At 62.1% G+C, this 19073-nt stretch carries 16 protein-coding genes and 2 pseudogenes; 16 read left to right on the top strand and 2 right to left on the bottom strand.

Features of this window, described 5'->3' with window-relative positions; translation table 11 throughout:
• Positions 1-32: 32 nt before the first annotated feature.
• A complete protein-coding gene (locus CLV41_RS25575) occupies positions 33-923 on the bottom strand; it encodes a proline iminopeptidase-family hydrolase (RefSeq protein WP_103225334.1) in 891 nt (296 codons plus the stop codon).
• Positions 924-1043: 120 nt separating this feature from the next.
• Positions 1044-1811, bottom strand: a complete 768-nt coding sequence (locus CLV41_RS25570) for a helix-turn-helix transcriptional regulator (RefSeq protein WP_103225333.1) — start codon at positions 1809-1811, stop codon at positions 1044-1046.
• 231 nt (positions 1812-2042) lie between these two features.
• Between CLV41_RS25570 and CLV41_RS25565 the strand changes: the two genes are divergently transcribed.
• The 16 genes and pseudogenes from CLV41_RS25565 to CLV41_RS25490 all read left to right on the top strand — a co-directional run bounded on the left by CLV41_RS25565 (position 2043) and on the right by CLV41_RS25490 (position 18251).
• Positions 2043-2930, top strand: a complete 888-nt coding sequence (locus tag CLV41_RS25565; RefSeq protein WP_103225332.1) for a proline iminopeptidase-family hydrolase — start codon at positions 2043-2045, stop codon at positions 2928-2930.
• 8 nt (positions 2931-2938) lie between these two features.
• Positions 2939-3877: an ABC transporter permease gene (locus CLV41_RS25560; RefSeq protein WP_103225331.1), complete on the top strand. Its 939-nt coding sequence runs from the start codon at positions 2939-2941 to the stop codon at positions 3875-3877.
• The gene (locus CLV41_RS25555) at positions 3874-4728 is read left to right on the top strand and encodes an ABC transporter permease (protein WP_103225330.1); all 855 of its coding nucleotides are present in this window, start codon (positions 3874-3876) and stop codon (positions 4726-4728) included. The genes CLV41_RS25560 and CLV41_RS25555 overlap by 4 nt, the downstream gene beginning before the upstream one ends.
• Positions 4725-5510: pseudogene (locus tag CLV41_RS25550) on the top strand (ABC transporter ATP-binding protein); the annotation flags it as partial. The gene CLV41_RS25555 and the pseudogene CLV41_RS25550, both read left to right, overlap by 4 nt.
• Positions 5484-5720 (top strand): annotated as a pseudogene (locus tag CLV41_RS28415) (oligopeptide/dipeptide ABC transporter ATP-binding protein); the annotation flags it as partial. The pseudogenes CLV41_RS25550 and CLV41_RS28415, both read left to right, overlap by 27 nt.
• Positions 5717-6709, top strand: coding sequence for an ABC transporter ATP-binding protein (locus CLV41_RS25545; RefSeq protein ID WP_103225328.1), 993 nt, complete (start codon positions 5717-5719; stop codon positions 6707-6709). The pseudogene CLV41_RS28415 and the gene CLV41_RS25545, both read left to right, overlap by 4 nt.
• A gap of 27 nt (positions 6710-6736) precedes the next feature.
• Positions 6737-8254 (top strand): ABC transporter substrate-binding protein, encoded by a 1518-nt coding sequence (locus CLV41_RS25540; protein WP_103225327.1) that lies wholly within the window; start codon positions 6737-6739, stop codon positions 8252-8254.
• 198 nt (positions 8255-8452) lie between these two features.
• Positions 8453-8785 carry a hypothetical protein gene (locus CLV41_RS25535; protein WP_103225326.1) on the top strand — a complete coding sequence of 111 codons (333 nt, stop codon included), beginning with the start codon at positions 8453-8455 and terminating at the stop codon, positions 8783-8785.
• A gap of 63 nt (positions 8786-8848) precedes the next feature.
• A complete protein-coding gene (locus CLV41_RS25530; RefSeq protein WP_103225325.1) occupies positions 8849-9925 on the top strand; it encodes a LacI family DNA-binding transcriptional regulator in 1077 nt (358 codons plus the stop codon).
• A gap of 71 nt (positions 9926-9996) precedes the next feature.
• Positions 9997-11289 carry a Gfo/Idh/MocA family protein gene (locus CLV41_RS25525; protein WP_103225324.1) on the top strand — a complete coding sequence of 431 codons (1293 nt, stop codon included), beginning with the start codon at positions 9997-9999 and terminating at the stop codon, positions 11287-11289.
• Positions 11286-12851, top strand: a complete 1566-nt coding sequence (locus tag CLV41_RS25520) for a PHP domain-containing protein (RefSeq protein WP_103225323.1) — start codon at positions 11286-11288, stop codon at positions 12849-12851. The genes CLV41_RS25525 and CLV41_RS25520 overlap by 4 nt, the downstream gene beginning before the upstream one ends.
• A 28-nt stretch (positions 12852-12879) precedes the next feature.
• A complete protein-coding gene (locus CLV41_RS25515) occupies positions 12880-14145 on the top strand; it encodes an ABC transporter substrate-binding protein (RefSeq protein ID WP_103225322.1) in 1266 nt (421 codons plus the stop codon).
• A gap of 84 nt (positions 14146-14229) precedes the next feature.
• Entirely contained in the window at positions 14230-15168 is a 939-nt protein-coding gene (locus CLV41_RS25510; RefSeq protein ID WP_103225321.1) for a carbohydrate ABC transporter permease, read from the top strand.
• Positions 15165-15998 carry a carbohydrate ABC transporter permease gene (locus CLV41_RS25505; protein WP_103225320.1) on the top strand — a complete coding sequence of 278 codons (834 nt, stop codon included), beginning with the start codon at positions 15165-15167 and terminating at the stop codon, positions 15996-15998. The genes CLV41_RS25510 and CLV41_RS25505 overlap by 4 nt, the downstream gene beginning before the upstream one ends.
• Before the next feature lie 4 nt (positions 15999-16002).
• Complete coding sequence (locus CLV41_RS25500) at positions 16003-17013, top strand: ABC transporter ATP-binding protein (protein WP_103225319.1); 1011 nt, start codon at positions 16003-16005, stop codon at positions 17011-17013.
• Between the two features lie 308 nt (positions 17014-17321).
• Entirely contained in the window at positions 17322-18251 is a 930-nt protein-coding gene (locus tag CLV41_RS25490) for a carbohydrate kinase family protein (protein WP_103225317.1), read from the top strand.
• Positions 18252-19073: the final 822 nt, after the last annotated feature.

Genomic DNA, 19073 nt, shown 5'->3' with positions numbered 1-19073 from the left:
GCCGGCATTGATTTGCCGGCAGGAGACCGATCCTAATCGTGCTCGGCCAGGAACGTCCCGACGACTTTCATGCAGGCTTCGCGCTCCTCCACATGCGGCATGTGGCTGCTGTCCTCGAAGATGGTCCAGCGGACATCGGGAATGTTGTCCGCGAACGGCTGGACGACCTTCGGGGTCGCCTCGTCATGGCGGCCGGAAATCAGCAGCGTCGGCGCTTCGATATTGTCCAGCCGGTCGATCACCGACCAGTCCTTCAAGGTGCCGATGACATGGAATTCGGTCGGTCCGTTCATAGCCTTGTAGACGGTTGAATCGCCGTCCATGATCTCGAACGTGCGCGCCACCTCCGCCGGCCAGGGAACCACCCGGCAGACGTGACGGTCATAGAACACCCTCGAAGCGGCCTTGTAGGCCTCGCTGTCGATCGTCCCTGCCACCTCGTGCGTCAGGAGCACGGTCTGGACATCTTGCGGAAGGTCTTTCCGCAGCCGGTTGGCCTCCTCGACCCAAAGGCGCATGCTCGGCGGAGAGTTGGCGATGACCAGAGCCTTCAGCCCCGACGGCTTGCGCACCGCATGTTCGCTGGACAGCATCCCTCCCCAGGACTGGCCCAGCACCATGTAGCCGCCGCCGATGCCCAGATGATTGATGAGATTGTCCAGTTCGGCAAGAAACAGATCGACCGTCCAGAAGTCGCCGCCCTTGTCCGGCAGCCGCGTGGAATTGCCGTTGCCGAGCTGGTCGTAATGGATGACGGGCCGTCCGCCTTCCGCCAGGTCGGCGAAGGCATCCACATAGTCGTGGGTACAGCCCGGCCCGCCATGCACCACGATCAGCGGCGTCAGCCCGCTGCCGAGATTTCCGGTGATGCGATACCAGGTCCTGTAGGCTCCGAAGGGCGCGTAATTCTCGATCATCAGCATGCGAACTCTTGCAACCTCCTGTTTGCAGCCCCAACAGGTTAGTCCGCGGAGAAAGCGCCGGATAAGCTCTCAATTCTTATAGAAATGCGTCGGAAGTGCCGGGCCGGTCAGATATGCCGGTCACTCGTCCAGAAGCCGATAGTGACTGGCCAGCATGACCGCGTGCAGCCTGTTGCGCGCGCCAAGCTTCTTTGTCGCCGAGTTGATGTGCAGGATGACGGTGGGAACAGAGCGGCCGATCTTGTAGGCGATTTCCTTGGCGGTCAGCCCCTCGGCGGAATACAAAAGGCATTCCCGCTCGCGCGGCGTCAGCCGGATGACGCCCGTGCGCCGCTCCTCCTCGCTCAACAGCGGATAGGCATGTTCATGAAAGACCTGTCCGAGCAGGCCGAACACCGCCAGATGCTCGCGCGCCTCCTTGACGAACTGGCGGCCGGCGCCTTTCTGGATCGCGGTGAAGGTCGCCATGTCGCCGCGGGTCCGGTGTACCGGCACCGTGATGCCGCAGGTCAGATCGGCGTCGTGCAGATAGGACACAACCGGCTCGTGGTCCTGCCGGATGAAGTTGGCGAGCTGCGTCTTGTCGCGCGTCTGGCGGTAGGACCAGATGAAGGGCGTCGTGGAGCGGATCGCCATGAGCTGCACCGGGTCCTTCTGGTAATATCCGGCATCGCACCACAGCGCACGCATGTCGTCCGGCACGTTGCGGAGACTGAGGTGGGACGGCGTCATGAGATCCCCCTCGAAACTCCTGACCACGGGCGTGTAGTCATAGACGAGAGACGTGTAGCCGCTCGCGCTGAGGGAAACCATGGCGGCTTCCACCTTGTCGTCCAGCGACGCCGCCTTGCCCAGCGTGTGCTCAAGAACTTCCAGCGTTTCCAGCATTCCTGAAAACCACCTATCTGCGGAATGACGAGTCAGGTCCCGACCCTGCGAAAAGTTGTCCGGAGGCTTTTTATATTGCCCCTTTCTTACTCATGAGCACATATTAGTCATTTCTGAACAAACGGCAACGGGGCTGCCATTCTATTAAAATTGATAGCTAGCGGACATGCCACTCCACTCCTAGCCTTTCAACGGATGCGAAAGTGTAACGAACCGGCAGGAACGGCGGATATGTGGCAGGAACTTGAGCCCGATCAGACCCAGGACGTCACCGTGGACGGCTACACGGTCAAGACCTACAGTTTCGGCGCGGGCGACGAGGTTCTCCTGTGCCTGAACGGCGGTCCGGGCCTGCCCTGCGACTATCTGCGCGAGGCCCATTCCTGCCTTGGCGGAGAAGGCTACAGGGTCGTCGCCTTCGATCAGCTTGGAACGGGGAGTTCCGACCGCCCGGATGACACTTCCCTTTGGACCATCTCCCGCTACGTGGAAGAAGTGGAGACCGTGCGCCTGGCGCTCGGTCTCGGCAAGGTTCATCTTCTGGGGCATTCCTGGGGCGGCTGGCTGGGGATCGACTATGCGCTGACCTATCCGGATGCGCTGAAATCGCTGATACTGGAAGACACGGTCGCCGACATGCCGCATCTTGCGGAGGAACTGAACCGCCTGCGCTGCGCCCTCGGCTCCGAGACCGTCGCGATGATGCAGCGCCATGAAGCCGAAGGCACGATGGAGCACCCGGAATACCAGGCGGCGATCACGATCCTTACCTACCGCCACGTCTGCCGCCTGAGCACACGGCCGGCGCCGATCAGCCGGTCTGTGGACGACTGGAACAAGGCGCCCTACGAAACCATGCAGGGTCCCAACGAGTTTCTTTATATTGGCAATCTGAAGGACTGGAACCGGATCCCGGACCTGCCGCGCATCGAAGTGCCGGTGCTGATCGTCACAGGCCAGCACGACGAACTGACCCCGGCCTGCGCCATGAAGATGAAGCTCGCGCTGAAGGATGCGGAGCTGCACGTTTTTCCCAACAGCAGCCACATGCCGTTTTACGAGGAACCGGATGCCTACTACCCCGTGCTTCTTGACTTCCTGAAGCGAAACCGATCCTGAGGCCGCCGTTGAACCGATACCGCTTCGTTCTTTTCCGTCCGTTTCAACTGCTGCCCGTCCTGGTGGGCATCAGCATCATCACTTTCGTGCTCATCCGCTCGATCCCCGGAGATCCCGTCCGCGTGCTGCTGGGACCGCGCAGCACCCCCGGCGCCATCGAGCGCATCCGGGACCAGTTCGGCCTCAACGAGCCGATCTGGATGCAGTATTTCTACTTCGTCAAGAACCTCTTCCAGGGCGAAATGGGCCGGTCGATCCTCTACAAGGTCGACGTCCTGAAACTGATCGCCACCCGGATCGAGCCGACCGCGGTCCTGGTCACCGGCGCGGTCTGCCTCGCCCTGCTGATCGCCATTCCGCTGGCGGCCATCGCGGCCCGCAACCGCGGTTCGGCAGCCGATCATATCATCCGCCTCGTGAGCACCGCCGGGCTCGGATTTCCCGCTTTCTGGCTGGGCATCATGCTGATCATCGTCTTCAGCGTGCAGCTCGACCTGTTTCCGGTAAGCGGGTACGGCCGCACATTTGTGGACAAGGCGCACCATATGGTCCTGCCCTGCCTGACGGCGGCGCTTGCGCTGTCCGCCGTGCTGACGCGCAACCTGCGCGCCAGCCTGCTGGCCGAGCTCAATTCCGACCAGGCGACGGCGGCCCGCGCCCGCGGACTTCCGGAAGGACAGGTGTTCTGGCGTCACGTCATGCCGAACTCGCTCGTCCCGACAATCAACCTGCTGGCCATCAATATCGGCTGGCTGATCAGCGGCACGGTGGTTCTGGAAAGCGTTTTCGCCATTCCCGGCATGGGCCAGTTGCTGGTGCGCGGCATCTTCACCCGCGACTACATGGTCGTCCAGGGCGTCGCCATGTGCTTCGCGCTGGCCACCGTGCTGGTCAATTTCCTGGCGGACATCCTGACCGTCGCCGCGGACCCGAGGGTGAAGCTATGACCCTGGCGCGAACACAGACCGCGCGCGCCGGGTTCCGCCTTGCCTTCGGCGGCGGTCCGCTGCCGCTTTATCTCGGCGGCGCGATCCTCCTGATCTGGTTCGCGCTGGCCGTCATGGCGCCCTTGCTTGCGCCCTACGATCCTATCTTTCAGGACGGGACCGCCCGGCTGCAACCGCCAAATTCCGTTCACTGGTTCGGCACCGACAATTTCGGCCGGGATATCCTGTCGCGCATCGTCTGGGGTGCGCGGATCGACCTGCAGATCGCCCTTTTCGGTGTCGTCTTTCCGTTTCTGATCGGAACGACGCTGGGCAGTTGCGCCGGTTATTTCGGCGGCTGGATCGACACGGTCCTGATGCGCATCATCGATGTGGTCCTGGCCTTTCCGTTCCTGGTTCTGATGATGGCGATCATCGTCATTCTGAAGCCGGGCCTTTCCAGTTTCTATGTCGCCATGGCGCTGGTCGGCTGGGTCTCCTATGCCCGTCTCGTCAGGGCGCAGATCCTTGTCATCAAGTCCTCCGATTTCGTTCTGGCGGCTACCAGTCTCGGCTACAGTCATTCCAGGATCATGTTCCGCCATCTGCTGCCCAACGCGATCCTCGGGTCCGTCGTGTTTTCCATGTCGGACGCGGTGCTGGTTCTGCTCAACGGGGCTGCGATCAGCTATCTCGGTCTCGGCGTGCAGCCACCGACAGCCGAATGGGGCATCATGATCGCCGAAGGCCAGAGCTTCATTACCTCGGCCTGGTGGATCACCACGTTCCCCGGCATCGCCATCGTGACGCTGGCCATGGGGTTCAGCCTGCTTGCCGATGGCCTGGGCGAACTTCTGGGGGTGCGCGAATGAGCGAACCCATCCTCAGCGTCCGCGACCTGTCGGTCGTCGCCCAAGTCGAGGGAACCACCCATACCATTGTGGATCAGGTCTCCTTCGACCTGCAGCGCGGGGAAATCCTCGGCCTGGTCGGAGAAAGCGGCTCGGGCAAGAGCATGACCTCGCGCGCCCTGATCCGGCTGCTGCAGAGCAGCCGCCTTTCGGTCTCCGGCGGCAGCGCCATCCTGAAGGGCGAAGATATCTTTACATTCGACGAGCGCGCCATGCGGGACGTGCGCGGCGGATCGATCGGCATGATCTTCCAGAACCCTTCCAGCCATCTCGATCCGGTCATGTCCATCGGCAAACAGATCGCCGAGAGCATCCGTTTCCACAAGGCGGTGAGCAGGAAGGAAGCCCGCGGTCGGGCCGTCGAAATCCTGCGGCAGGTCGGCATTCCCGATCCGGAGCGGCGCTATAATGCGTATGCGCACGAATTTTCCGGCGGCATGCGCCAGCGGGCCATGATCGCCGTCGCCCTGGCCTGCGACCCGGACATCCTCATTGCGGATGAACCGACGACCGCCCTCGATGTCACGGTTCAGGCACAGATCCTGAAACTCCTGACCGATCTGCGCGACACGCGCGGGGTCTCCATCATCTTCATCACCCATGATCTGGGCATCGTCTCGCAGATCTGCGACAGGGTCGCGGTGATGTATGGCGGGCGCATCGTGGAGCTTGGCGGCAAGCGGGAGGTGATCGGCAGCGGAAGGCATCCCTACACCGCCGGTCTCGTCGCCTGCCAGCCAGCCGAGGGGCATCCGGGCGAAAGGGTGCGCACCATCAACGGCCAGCCGCCGCGTATCGGGCACATGCCGGCGGGCTGCCGGTTCCATCCGCGCTGTCCGCGCGTCGACGAGTGGTGCTCGACCGTGTGCCCGGACCTCGTCACGTCCGGCCCCGGTCATCAGGTTGCCTGTCATCACCCAATCCCACACACACCGGCGGAGGCGGCGACATGAACGTCAAACCCGCCCCCCTTCTGGAAGTGACCGGTCTCAACGTCCATTTCGGCGGCACGGGCTTCATTCCGGGCCTGCGCACACCGCCGCTGCGGGCCGTCAACGACGTTTCGCTTGCCGTCATGCCCGGAGAAACGCTCGGGCTGGTCGGCGAATCCGGCAGCGGCAAAAGCACGTTGGGCCGCGCCATCCTTCGTCTCGGCGAGCTGACCTCCGGCGAAATCGTGTTCGACGGCACGGACATGGCGCGGGCGACGGTCGGTGACCTGAACCGCCTGCGGCGCCAGAGCGCGATGATTTTCCAGGATCCATACGGTGCCCTCAATCCGCGCATGCGTGTCGGCGATGCGATCGCCGAGGTGCTGCGGGTTCACAGGAAGGTTCCTTCGTCCCGGATCGGCTCCAGGATTGCCGAACTCCTGAATCTGGTTGGACTCGACGCGGGCTATGCCAACTCACGGCCGCTGGATCTCTCCGGCGGTCAGTGCCAGCGCATCGGGATCGCGCGGGCTCTTGCTGTCGAACCCAAGCTGATCGTGGCGGATGAATGCGTCGCCGCGCTCGACGTATCGATCCAGGGACAGATCCTCAATCTGCTGATGGACCTGCGCGAGCAGATCGGCATGGCGATCATCTTCATCGCCCATGATCTCGCCATCGTGCGGCGTCTCTGCGACCGCGTCGCCGTCATGTATCTGGGCAGGATCGTAGAGACCGGACCGACCGAAGAGGTGTTCACCGAACCCCGCCATCCCTATACGGCCTCGCTGCTGCGGGCCATTCCCGATATCGATCCCGACCGCGGCCTGCCGGAAAACCCGCTGGCCGGCGAACCGCCCAGTCCCATCGCGCTTCCCTGCGGATGCGCCTTCCATCCCCGGTGCCCGAATGCCCTCCCGGACTGCAGCACCGGCGAACCGCCCCGTTTGGGGCGTGACGGGCCCCACAGGGCCGCATGCATTCTCCCTCCCGGGGAGATCAGGATCTGAACCGACTATAAAAGGGGAACAGGACAGATGAAAAAACGCCAACTAATACGCCTGGCGGCGGCAACCGCCCTCTCGGCGCTCACACTCGGCACAAGCATCGCGGAAGCGGCGGGCGTGCTGACCATCGGACGGCGGGAGGATTCCTCCACCTTCGATCCGATCATGACCGCCCAGAATATCGACTTCTGGGTCTTCGCCAATGTCTATGACGTTCTGGTGCGTGTCGACAAGACGGGGACGAAGCTGGAGCCGGGTCTCGCGGAAAGCTGGACCGTCTCCGACGACGGACTGACCTACGCATTCACCATGCGCGACGCGAAATTCTCCGACGGCTCGCCGATCACCGCCGAGGACGCGGCCTACAGCCTGACGCGCATCCGCGACGACGAGGGGTCCCTTTGGAGCGATTCCTACAAGGTGATCTCGAAGATGGAGACACCCGACCCGAAGACGCTTGTTCTCACGCTGTCGGAAGCCTCCGCCCCCTTCCTCTCGTCTCTTGCTATGCCCGGCGCCTCGATCATCTCCAAGGCCGGCATGGAAAGCATGGGGCCTGAAGCCTACGCGGAAAAACCCGTCGCTTCCGGCGCGTTCGTGGTGGAAGACTGGCTGCGCGGCGACCGTGTGATCCTTGCAAAGAACCCGGAATTCTGGGAAGCGGACCGGGTGTCGCTCGACGGGGTGGAATGGATCTCCATTCCCGACGACAATACCCGCATGCTGAAGATCGAGGCTGGTGAGCTGGATGCCGCCATCTTCGTCCCCTTCTCCCGTATCGAGCAGCTCAAGCAGAACCCGGATCTCAAGGTCGAGCTCGATCCCTCCACCCGTGAGGATCATCTGCTGATCAACCACGAGAGCCCCGAGCTGGCGAAGAAGGAAGTCCGCCAGGCCCTCGACCTTGCCATCGACAAGCAGGCCGTGGTCGACGCGGTCACATTCGGTATCGGCGAGGTCGCCTATTCCTTTGTCCCCAAGGGCGCGCTCTACCATTACGCGGACAACCTCAAGCGTCCCTACGATCCGGAAAAAGCCAAGCAGATGCTGAGCGAGGCGGGCGCCGAAGGACTGACGCTCGACTATCTGGTCAATGCGGGCGACGAGGTCGACGAGCAGATCGCCATCCTGCTGCAGCAGCAGCTCGCCCAGGCCGGGATCACCGTCAACCTGATCAAGATGGATCCGAGCCAGACCTGGGACATGCTGGTCGCGGGCGACTACGACCTGTCGGTCATGTACTGGACCAACGACATTCTCGACCCGGACCAGAAGACGACCTTCGTGCTCGGCCACGACACCAACATGAACTACATGACCCGCTACAACAACGACACGGTCAAGCAGCTCGTCGCGGATGCAAGGGTGGAAATGGACCCGGCCAAACGCGAGGAAATGTATGTCGAGCTGCAGAAAACCGCCAAGGACGACGTGAACTGGATCGACCTCTATTACAGCCCGTACCGCAACGTCTCGCGGGCCAATATCGAGGGCTTCTACCAGAACCCGCTCGGCCGGTTCTTCCTGGAAGACACCGTGAAGAACTAGCGGCTCCCGCGTTCAGTTGAACGCAGGATCACCCACCTCGGGCTCCAAGCCCCTGGAAGGGCCGTTTTCCGCGGGACCGGCGCGCGCAGCGCAGGCACCCGACGGGAAGCGGCCCTTTTCCGGTTTTCAATGTTTCCGCGGGACAGCATGTTCCTCTAGGCTGGCGAGACAACGAGATCAAATTCAGGAACACCCGGGATGCCGAACAGAATTGCGTTTGCGCTGACGGATTCAGCAAGATTCTGTCTGTCGAACCTTGCCGCCACCGCGAAAGGCGCCCTGCCGAACCGGCAGGTCGAATATGTCTACCGCGGCACCTATGCCATCGCGGATCTCATGCCCGCCAGCCGCGCGACACTGGCCGCCCGGCTCGAGAGCGACGCGACCCTGCGCAAGCGGTTCAGCGAACTCTATGCCGTGACGGCTCAGGGCACCGATCAGATCGACACATCGAACTGGCAGGCCTATACCTGCGCCCAGACCGCCCTCGGCCAGGACGCCTATGAGGCATGTTATTGTGCGGGGAAGTGAGTGCGTCCCCTGGAACAAGGTCAATCGAAACCATGAGCGGCGACGTCTCGCATATTTTCCGTCATGACCCGTCACAGTAAGGATCTGCATTCGGAGATTCGGGCCTGGCTTGACACCGAAATCGAGACCAGAGGGCCGGGAGCGCGGCTGCCGACCGTCCGGCAGATGATGCGGCGGTTTTCGACGGCGCAGCGCACGATCGAGGCGGTCCTTGCCCCTTACCTGGCTTCCGGCAGGCTGACATCGAGGCGCGGCGCCGGCATTGTCATTCCCCTGCCGCCGCAACCCGATGCCCCCAGGACGGATGTACTGATCCTCTACCGCCTCTCCGACAGCCGTCTGGCGCGGAACCTGCTGATGGAAATCGAGCGGCGGCTGAAGGCCGGGGGCAAGAGCCTGCTGATGGTCGGCTTTACCGAAGAAGACCAGGCAACAGGCGTGCTTGCGCGCCTGGGACGTTTCAGGGTCTGCCTGGTTCAGGTCCATTTCGCCAATCTGTCGATCCCGTTTCTGGCGGAAATCAACCAGCATGCCGACTTCGTGGTGGTGGATGGCGTGTCCGCGACCGGGCTGGACGTCGATGGCATAGGGACCAACTGGCGCGAGGCCCTGGGTGCGGCCTACCGCTACCTTATGGATGCCGGCCACGAGGACATCGCCTTTCTGACATCGTCCCATCCCGCCCGGCAGATCGCCATGGCAAGGCGGGAATATACCAGCTTGCGGCAAACCAGCGGTCCGGGCACCAGCTGGCTGATTGAACTGGATGCGCTGCCGGGCGATTACACAAGCGCTGAAATTTCAGACAGGCTGTCGCGATTGCGCAATCCGGACGGCCGTTTCCCGTTCAGCGCGATAGTCGTCTGGGGCGTTGTGGAAGGCTATATTCTTGAGCGCGCCTTGCTGGATCTCAACGTCGGAATTGGGCAAGACCTCTCGGTCGTGATGCTGGGAAGCGTCGACTTCCAGTCGGAACACAACGACAGGTTCGATATCGTGGGATGCTCGAATGCCGAAAAGATCCGGCTGTTCGAGAAGGTCATTTCGGACCGCCTCGCCGGGCGGGATAAAGAACCGGACATCCACTATCTTCCAGTTCACCGCGCCACCTTCGGGAGTGTCCAAAACCGGCGAAAGTGAGTATAACTTCACTTCACGTCCAAGTTATACTCACATACGTTTGTCCTGTAATTTTTATCACGGGACTGTAAATGACTCTCCAGGCCGATACCGCGCAAGAAGCCGCCGCTCAAGACGGCAAGACCCGAGCGAAGGGCGTCGCCATCATTGGCGCGGGCGAACGCGGCATTTATTATGTCGGGACCCGGATGGCGGAGACAGCCGAAGAAACCGGGTTCAGGATCGTCACGGTATTCGACCGGATACAGGATCGCACCGAGCAGGCGGTGCAGCACCTGGATGAGGTCTACCGGTCCGCCGGCATCGACTTCACGGTTCAGGCCGCCGGCTCCCTGGACCAGGCGGTCACGCATCCGGACGTGGACCTTGTCATCGTCACGACGCACACCCACGCGCATGTGAAACCGGTGGAAGCCGCCGCAAAAGCCGGAAAACTCGTTTATCTCGACAAGCCCATTTCCGTGACGCTTGAAGATGCGGAAGAGATCGCCCGGATCGAAAAAGACGCGGCAAGGCCGTTCATGATGGGCTTCACGCGCCGCTACGAGCGTCCGTGGATTGCGGTCGTCGACAGGGCCCGGACACCGGCCATCGGCTCTCCCCGGATGATTCTGCTGCGCTCTGTCATCCCCTATACGCGTTATCTCCAGCTCTGGCACCGGACCAACTCCCTGTCCGGCGGCGCCATCAACGACAAGGGCTCGCATCATTTCGACGTGTTCAACTGGATCGCCCGCAGCAAACCTGTTTCCGTCAACGCGATCGGAGGAAGATCATCCATTTTCACACCGGATCCGAATGCGCCCGAACGCTGTGCGGAATGTGACCGGGAGTGCCCCTACCGCCGCCACGAGACCCTGATCGACAAGGCTGAAGGCGTTGGCCGTGTTCCCAATGCAAGCTGGCTCTCGGCGCGCGATCCCCAGGACCGGAACGACAATTGCGTCTACCTTCCCGGTTCCGATATCGACGATCACGCCATCATCTCGGTGCAATATGAAAACGGCATCAAGGCGTGCCTGTTCTTCACGATCTTCGGTCCTTATTCGGAAGACCAGGAAACACTGGAGATCGTCGGCGAAAACGGCCGCCTGCGGATGGAGCGGCATTCGGGCGCCATCGATGTGGTGAGCCAGCATGGCGAACATCGCGAGGTGATCGACGCAAGCGCCGAGGACAGCGGCAGCTCGCATTTCGGCGCGGATCTGGAGCTCGTCCGCCGCATGCGCCGCTATTGCGATGGCGAAATGCCGCCTGTCGGCATTTCCGACGGTGTCGCATCGCTGCGGATCGTCAACGCGGCGCATCTCAGCCTCCGCAATCACGGCCGCGCGGTCAATCCGCAGACGATGGAGTTCCTATGAACCGGACCAAGCTGCCCGAACGCCTGACTCCCCTGGCCGCAAAGCTCGGTGTGACGCCCCTTTATGGCGACATCCACAACCACTGCGACCTGTCCTACGGCCATGGACGCTTTCAAGACGCCCTGGCCCGCGCGGCGCTTCAGCTCGATTTTCTGTCAATCACCGGTCATGCGCACTGGCCGGACATGCCCGTGGACGATCCGTCCGTCGCCCATATCGTCGATTTCCACGTCAAGGGCTTCGCCAGGCTGCGCAATGGCTGGGAGGCGCATTACGAGGCCCTGAGAGCGGCGGACCGTCCGGGTTTCACGGTTTTCCCCGGCTATGAAATCCACTCCTGCGCCGATGGCGACTACACCATCGTCTACAAGGACCTGGAAACAGAGCCGCTGCACCTGGCCGACACACCCCACGAATTACGTGACATGCTCGAAACGGCCCTGCCCGGACGCGCCCTCGCTTTTCCGCACCATATCGGCTACCGGCAGGGAGCGCGCGGCATCAACTGGTCCACCTTCGATCCCGAGCTCTCGCCCTTTGTCGAGATGTTCTCCATGCATGGCTGCGCCGAGACGTCGGAAACGGACCGCAGCTACCTGCATTCGATGGGTCCGGTGGACGGGCATTCCACCATGCAGCGGGGACTTTCCGAGGGGCATGTTTTCGGCGTTGTTGGCAATACCGACCATCACAGCGCCTTTCCCGGCTCCTACGGACACGGCCGCATGAGCGTCTATGCGTCCGCGAACACCTCCACGAACACCAGGGAGGCGATCTGGGACGGTTTGCGGGACCGGCGGACAAATGCTCTGACGGGCGACTGCATCCACCTTCTGACCGCGATCGGCAGCGCCATTCAGGGATCGGTCATTGAACCGTCAGACGGCGTGTCCCTGGACATCGAGGCAATCGCGGGCGGATTTATCGACACAATCGACGTGATGCGGAACGGGCGTCTGTATCAGCGAATCTCGCCTGCCCTTTCACCTTCTCCCGTCGCGCAGGATGCGGATACCTTCGAAACAATTCTCTTTCTCGAACTTGGCTGGGGCGCCCGCGGCTCGCATCACGAATGGGAAGGAACCGTCACCATCGACGGCGGTGAAATCTTCGGCCTCGAACCCCGCTTCCGGGGAACGGAAGTCGTGTCTCCGCTCGAAGGCCACGACACCGCGCATCGTCTGCCTCAGGCCTCACTGCGGGACGGGCGGGCTGCCTTCTCCGTGGTGGCGGAAGCCAACCCGAACAACGCCACATCCGCCACACAGGGAATAGCGCTGCGGATGAACACCCATGCGGAGGCCGTCATCCGCGCGGACCTGTGCGGTCAAAGGATCGAAGTGCCGGCCGCCAGACTTCTCGAAGGGGCCCTTTCGGGAAATCTCGGCCCGATCGACAGCCCGGCCTGGCGCTTTCACGCGCTGCCCCGTCCCGCGGATTGGCAGTGGCGCGGAACGGTGCCGCTCGGCGCCTTCGAAACCGGTGAAAATCTCTATGTCCGCCTCCGGCAATCGAGCGGACAAATGGCGTGGACGTCGCCCATCTTCTGCAGAACCGCATGAATTGACACATAAAAGAGGGGAATACGAAATGGCATTATCAAAGATAATTCTGGCAGGCGCGGCCGCCGCGCTGATGGCTTGCAGCCAGGCTGCCGCAACCGACCTGGCAATCGTTCACGGAGCGGTGGGAAAGGACCAGGATGTCCTGCGCGCCGCGCTCGACCGGTTCGAGGCCGAAACCGGCAACACGGTCGAAATCGTCTCCATGCCGGAGCGGACGACCGACCAGTTCGCCCAGTTCAAGCTCTGGCTGGCCGCCGGTTCCAAGGACATTGACGTTTACCGCCTCGATGTGATCTGGGCCCCGCAAATCGCCGAGCATTTCATCGACCTGAAGGACGCGACCAGCGATATCATCGATCAGTATGTACCGGCCGCGGTCGAAAGCCAGACGGTGGACGGCAAGCTCGTCGCCCTGCCGATGTTCCTGGGCGCACCCGCTCTGTATTACCGCGCGGATCTTCTGGAAAAATACGGCAAGCCGGTTCCCGAAACCTGGGAGGAGCTGACCGCAACCGCCAAGGAAATCATGGACGGTGAGCGGGCCGAGGGCGACGAGGACATGTGGGGATACGTCTTCCAGGGTGCCGCTTACGAGGGCCTGACCTGCAACGCCATGGAATGGATCGCCTCCAGCGGCGGCGGCCACGTCGTGGAAGCGGACGGCAGCATATCCGTGAACAACGAGAATGCCGCCAAGGCAATCGACCTGGCCGCGTCCTGGGTCGGCACCATCGCGCCGGAGGGTGTCCTGAACTACGCCGAGGAAGATGCCCGCGGCGTCTTCCAGTCCGGCAACGCCGTCTTCATGCGCAACTGGAACTACGCCTATGCGCTGGTGAACGGCGACGACAGCCCCGTCAAGGGTAAGGTGGATGTCGCCGTACTTCCGTCCGGCGGCGCGGAAATGGCTCCGGCCTCCACCCTCGGCGGATCGCATCTGGCCGTGTCGAAATATTCCGAACACCAGAAGGAAGCCATCGAACTCGTCCGCTTCCTGAACGACTTCGACAGCCAGAAAGCCCGAGCGATCGACAGTTCGCGCCCCGCGACCCTGCTGTCGGTCTATGACGATGCGGAAGTGGGAGCCGAACAGCCCTTCATTCCGCTGTGGAAACCGGTTGTCGAGAATGCCCTGCCGCGTCCCTCGGCCGCGACCAGAAAATCCTATAACGAGGTATCCTCCGAAATCTGGACCGCCGTTCACGACACGCTGTCCGGCAAGGGCGATGCGAAAGCCAATCTCGCCAAGCTCAATGCCCGCCTGGAACGCCTGCGCGGCAACGGCTGGTAACTGCCACTGAGTGCGCTCCGCGAGATCCCTTGCCGGACCTTGCGGGGCGTGCGTCCAGGTCACGGACCCGTAAATGAGGATGAAATGGCACCACAATCCGGACTGGCCAGACAGCGAACCCGCTCGGCCTGGGTCTTCCTGGCCCCGATGCTGTTCGTGCTGGCCGCCGTTGCGCTTTATCCTCTGCTGCGCACCATCTGGTTCGGCTTCACCGATGCCTCGCTGACCTCCTTCGGCTCCGCGCGGTTTGTCGGCATACGGAATTATCTGGAATGGCTGGATTACGGAGACGGCAACGGCGAATGGCTCGGGCTGCTGGTCGACGGGCGCTGGTGGAGTGCCGTGTGGAACACGGTCAGGTTCACCCTCGTCTCCGTGACCCTGGAAACCATCTTCGGCATGGTCATCGCCCTGGTGCTGAACCAGAAGTTTCCCGGCCGGGCCGTGGTGCGGGCCGCCGTCCTGATCCCATGGGCAATCCCGACCGTCGTTTCGGCCAAGATGTGGGGCTGGATGCTGCATGACCAGTTCGGGATCATCAACGACATGCTGATGCGCGTCGGCATCCTGTCCGCGCCTGTCGCCTGGACCGCGTCTCCCGACACCGCCATGGCCGCGGTGATGATGGTCGATATCTGGAAGACGACGCCGTTCATGGCGTTGCTCATCCTCGCCGGCCTGCAGATGATACCGGACGATATCTATGAAGCCGCCCGGCTTGACGGCGTCGGACCGGTGCGCACCTTCCGCAGGATCACCCTGCCCCTCGTGCTGCCGGCCATGCTCGTTGCCGTCGTATTCAGGGCGCTCGACGCGCTGCGCATCTTCGACATCGTCTATGTGCTGACGCCAAACTCTCCGGAGACCCGGACCATGTCGGTCTTCGCCCGGGAGAACCTCTTCGATTACGACAAATTCGCCTACGGGTCCGCGGCCTCCACACTGCTCTTCCTGATCATCGCGATGATCACCATAGGCTTCATCTACGCAACCCGTATGGATTTGAGTGGGACCAGGGAATGAAGGTTCAAAGCTATCTGCGCAAGGCCGCCTTCTACCTGCTGCTCGGCGTCATCGTTCTGCAGGCGGTGTTTCCGTTCTACTACGCCATCCTGACTTCGCTGGAGAGCGGGCAGGCCATTTTCGACGTGAACTACCTGCCGCATGTCTTCGACCTTTCCAACTACAAGTCCGCCTTCACCAACGGCGTCTTCGGCCACCAGATCCTGAATTCGATATTCGTGGCCACGGTCGTGGTTGTCTTGTCGATGCTGCTGGCGGTGACGGCGTCCTACTCTCTGGCGCGGATCCCCTTCAAGGGCCGTGCCTTGCTGCTCCTGACCGTTCTTTCCGTTTCCATGTTTCCGCAGATCGCCGTGCTCTCCGGCCTGTTCGAGGTGATCCGGATGATGGGTCTGTTCAACTCTCTGTGGTCGCTGATCTTCTCCTACATGATCTTCACCCTGCCGTTCACCGTCTGGGTCCTGACGACCTTCATGCGCAAACTGCCGTCGGAAATCGAGGAAGCCGCGATCATGGATGGCGCTCCGCCGCTTGTGATCGTGCGCCGGGTCTTCCTGCCGCTGCTGTGGCCGGCGATGGTCACCACGGGGCTTCTGGCGTTCATTCACGCCTGGAACGAATTCCTGTTCGCGCTGACATTCCTGTCGACCGACAGCCAGCGCACGGTTCCCGTGGCCATCGCCCTCATCTCCGGCCGCAGCGAATTCGAGATCCCCTGGGGGAACATCATGGCAGCGTCGGTCATCGTCACGCTCCCGCTCGTGGCGCTGGTGCTCATTTTCCAGCGCAAGATCGTGTCCGGCCTCACAGCCGGCGCCGTTAAAGGATAAATCCATGGCCACCGTGGACCTCAGGAACGTCTCCAAGAGCTTTGGTTCCGTCGAAGTTCTCAAGGACGTCAGTCTCTCCATAGAAAAGGGCGAGTTCGTCGCCTTTGTCGGCCCGTCGGGCTGCGGAAAATCGACCCTTTTGCGCCTGATCGCCGGTCTGGAGGAAATCTCCTCGGGCGACCTGATGATCGAGGGCGAGCGCGTCAACGACGTGCTGCCGGCCAAACGCGGCGTATCGATGGTCTTCCAGTCCTATGCGCTCTACCCGCATATGAGCGTCTACGAGAACATGGCGTTCGGGCTCGAACAGGCAAAGCTCAAGAAGGACGAAATCGCCCGGCGCATCGCCGAGGCCGCGCACATGCTCCAGATCGAGGGCCTTCTGGAGCGAAAGCCCAAGGCGCTTTCCGGCGGCCAGCGGCAGCGGGTCGCCATCGGGCGCGCGATCACCCGTCAGCCGCGGCTGTTTCTGTTCGATGAACCATTGTCCAATCTGGACGCCGCGCTCAGAGGCGAAACCCGTGTCGAAATCGCCCGCCTGCACGCGCGGCTCGCCGATACGACGATGATCTACGTGACCCATGACCAGGTCGAGGCGATGACCCTGGCGGACAGGATCGTCGTCCTCAACAAGGGCCGGGTCGAACAGATCGGCGAACCGCTCGAGCTTTACGAAAACCCCGCGTCCCGGTTTGTCGCCGGATTCATCGGCAGTCCCAAAATGAATTTCCTGACGGGGGATGCCGCGCGCCAGCATGGGGCGGCGACACTGGGGGTCCGGCCGGAAGACCTCACGTTGAGCGCCGAAGGCGGTCTGTGGAGCGGCAAGATCGCCCTGACGGAAGCTCTCGGTTCGGACACTTTCGTCCACGTGGACACAACCCTGAGCGACAAGAGCATCGTTGCCCGGGTTTCCCCGCGCGAGCGCTTCAGGCACGGCATGCCCGTCTATCTGACACCGGCGCCCGAGCGTCTGCACCGCTTCGACGAAGAAGGGGCGCCGGTTCGCGGCTGATCCGCCCGGCTTGAGCACTCTAGGGTCTGTGGACAATAAGGATTTGGTCGAGGTTTGGATGCAAAACGCCCAGTTCAAGAAGCAAGGTCGCAGGAAGGGTGTTCCCTTTCAAGACATTGGGACGCCGAAATGGGCATTTTGCGCCAAATCTCTTCGAGACGCGGCGGATTTCGGTCCCGACTGCGTCGGAAAGTCCTTGTGGTGGGGGGCACCACTGCGGACTTTCCTCCTGTTCGGACACCGAAATCCGGCTCGCGCCGCGACCCAAACCTAATTGTCCACAGACCCTAGGTCACGTCAGGAGCAACATGTCCCGCCCGATCTGCGTCATTGGCAATACCAATATAGATCTCGTCCTCGGCACCGTCGGCCAGTGGCCCGAACCGGGGACGGAGGTCTTTTTGAAACGCTCCGACTACCGCACCGGCGGGTCGGCCGCGAATACCGCTCTCGTCCTGCAGCGCCTCGGCGTCTCCAGCGGACTGGTTTCCGCGACCGGCAACGACCCGCACGGCGAGATGCTGAGAGCCCGTTTCCGCGGACCTCTCGACCGTGTCCGTACCCTCGATGCCCCGACAGGCATTTCCGTCGGGGTTCTGTTCGACCACGCCGAGCGGTCCTTCCTGTCCTTCAACGGCCATCTGGATGCCTTCCAGGTGAGCGATGTCACAAGCGCCCTGGGGGCCTGGCCGCTCAACGGCGCCATCGTGCTGATTTCCGGTGCCTTCGCCATGCCAGGCCTGCTGCAGGCGCATGACGACCTGACGGCCTTCCTCACCGCCCGCGGCGCGGAGATCGCGATCGATCCGGGCTGGCCGGGCGACGGCTGGAGCGTTTCCGCCAGGGACATGTGCCTTCGCTGGCTGCGCGGCGCGCATCATTGTCTTTTCAACGACAAGGAAGTCATGGGCCTTGCGGGGACGGAAGATCTGGAGCAGGCGATCGGACGATTGAGCAGCTACCTGCGCGCGGAGGCAGTTCTGGTCGTCAAATGCGGCGCCCGCGGCGCGATTGCAGCAGGCGCAGACGGCCGTTGCCAGGTTCCCGCCGAGCAGACACACCCGTTCGACACCATCGGCGCGGGCGACAGCTTCAACGCCGGCTACCTGGCCGGCATCGCGCAAGGCCTCACCCTGCCGCGGGCCCTGGAACAGGGCACCTCCGTCGCCAGCCGCGTTATCGCCGAGTTCCCCAGAAAGACGTCACCCCTGGAGGCGCAGCCGGCACGCACCGGCTGACAGTGCCGGACGCATTCCGTGATCAGAGACAGAGAGGCGCGTTGACCCAGGAGACGTCAAGACCACGCGAAGGCGTCCTGCCTCGGACCCATCATCGCCAGACTCTCCCAAATCAGTAAGGAGAGTGCATCAGCGTTCAGAACTTAAAACAACAGGAGTTTTTCAACGGAATATCCGCATAGCGGCCGTTTGGTTAGCCGTTGGAGAAAGCCCGACATACGCCCATGGGATAAGCTCGGCTCAAAAAATTAATTTTGAAAACCCGGCGGATGCTCTGATCCCGTTAAGTGGGTTCGGAAACACAAGTTTTTATGGAGAATGGCGGAGGAGCGAGGAAAAAGTCCGAACCCGGAGCCATGCGCTCAATTAGCCGAAGGCGGTAGCGCAGAGATAAAATGGCGGACCTGCTGGGAGAAAGTTCGAACCTTTGTGACGATCTTTTCAAAGAGCTTGAGGATTGGGAAGCGGTTTTGAAGGATCTATCTGAATTCCGCTCAAATAAACATTCAGACCGTTCGACGGAGCGCAGACAGAAGCTATAGGGCGAGAGTCAGGGTTGACGTCCTGAATGCCGACCATCCTCTTTGGGCGGCGATAAGCGCAGCACGTCGCCGCAGGCGCAGCCGTCCAACAAAGTCGGCGGGAAGGACGTCATCGAGCTGCGGGCCCCCATGTCTATGCAAGGAACCCGGAGCCCCGTTTTGGCGGGACAGAGCTGGCTCGGTTTGTCTGAACAGTTTCGGGCGTTTCGCTAAGTGGATTTTCGCCTCGATTAAGCCGCCACCATCATCGGCGTCAGAGCGTTGAAGTAAGCCTGATCCG

Origin of the sequence: Roseibium marinum (genome assembly GCF_002906165.1) — a bacterium.
Taxonomy (GTDB): domain Bacteria; phylum Pseudomonadota; class Alphaproteobacteria; order Rhizobiales; family Stappiaceae; genus Roseibium; species Roseibium marinum.
Note: the sequence above shows the minus strand (reverse complement) of the source record. Positions and strands in the feature narration are given on the sequence as shown.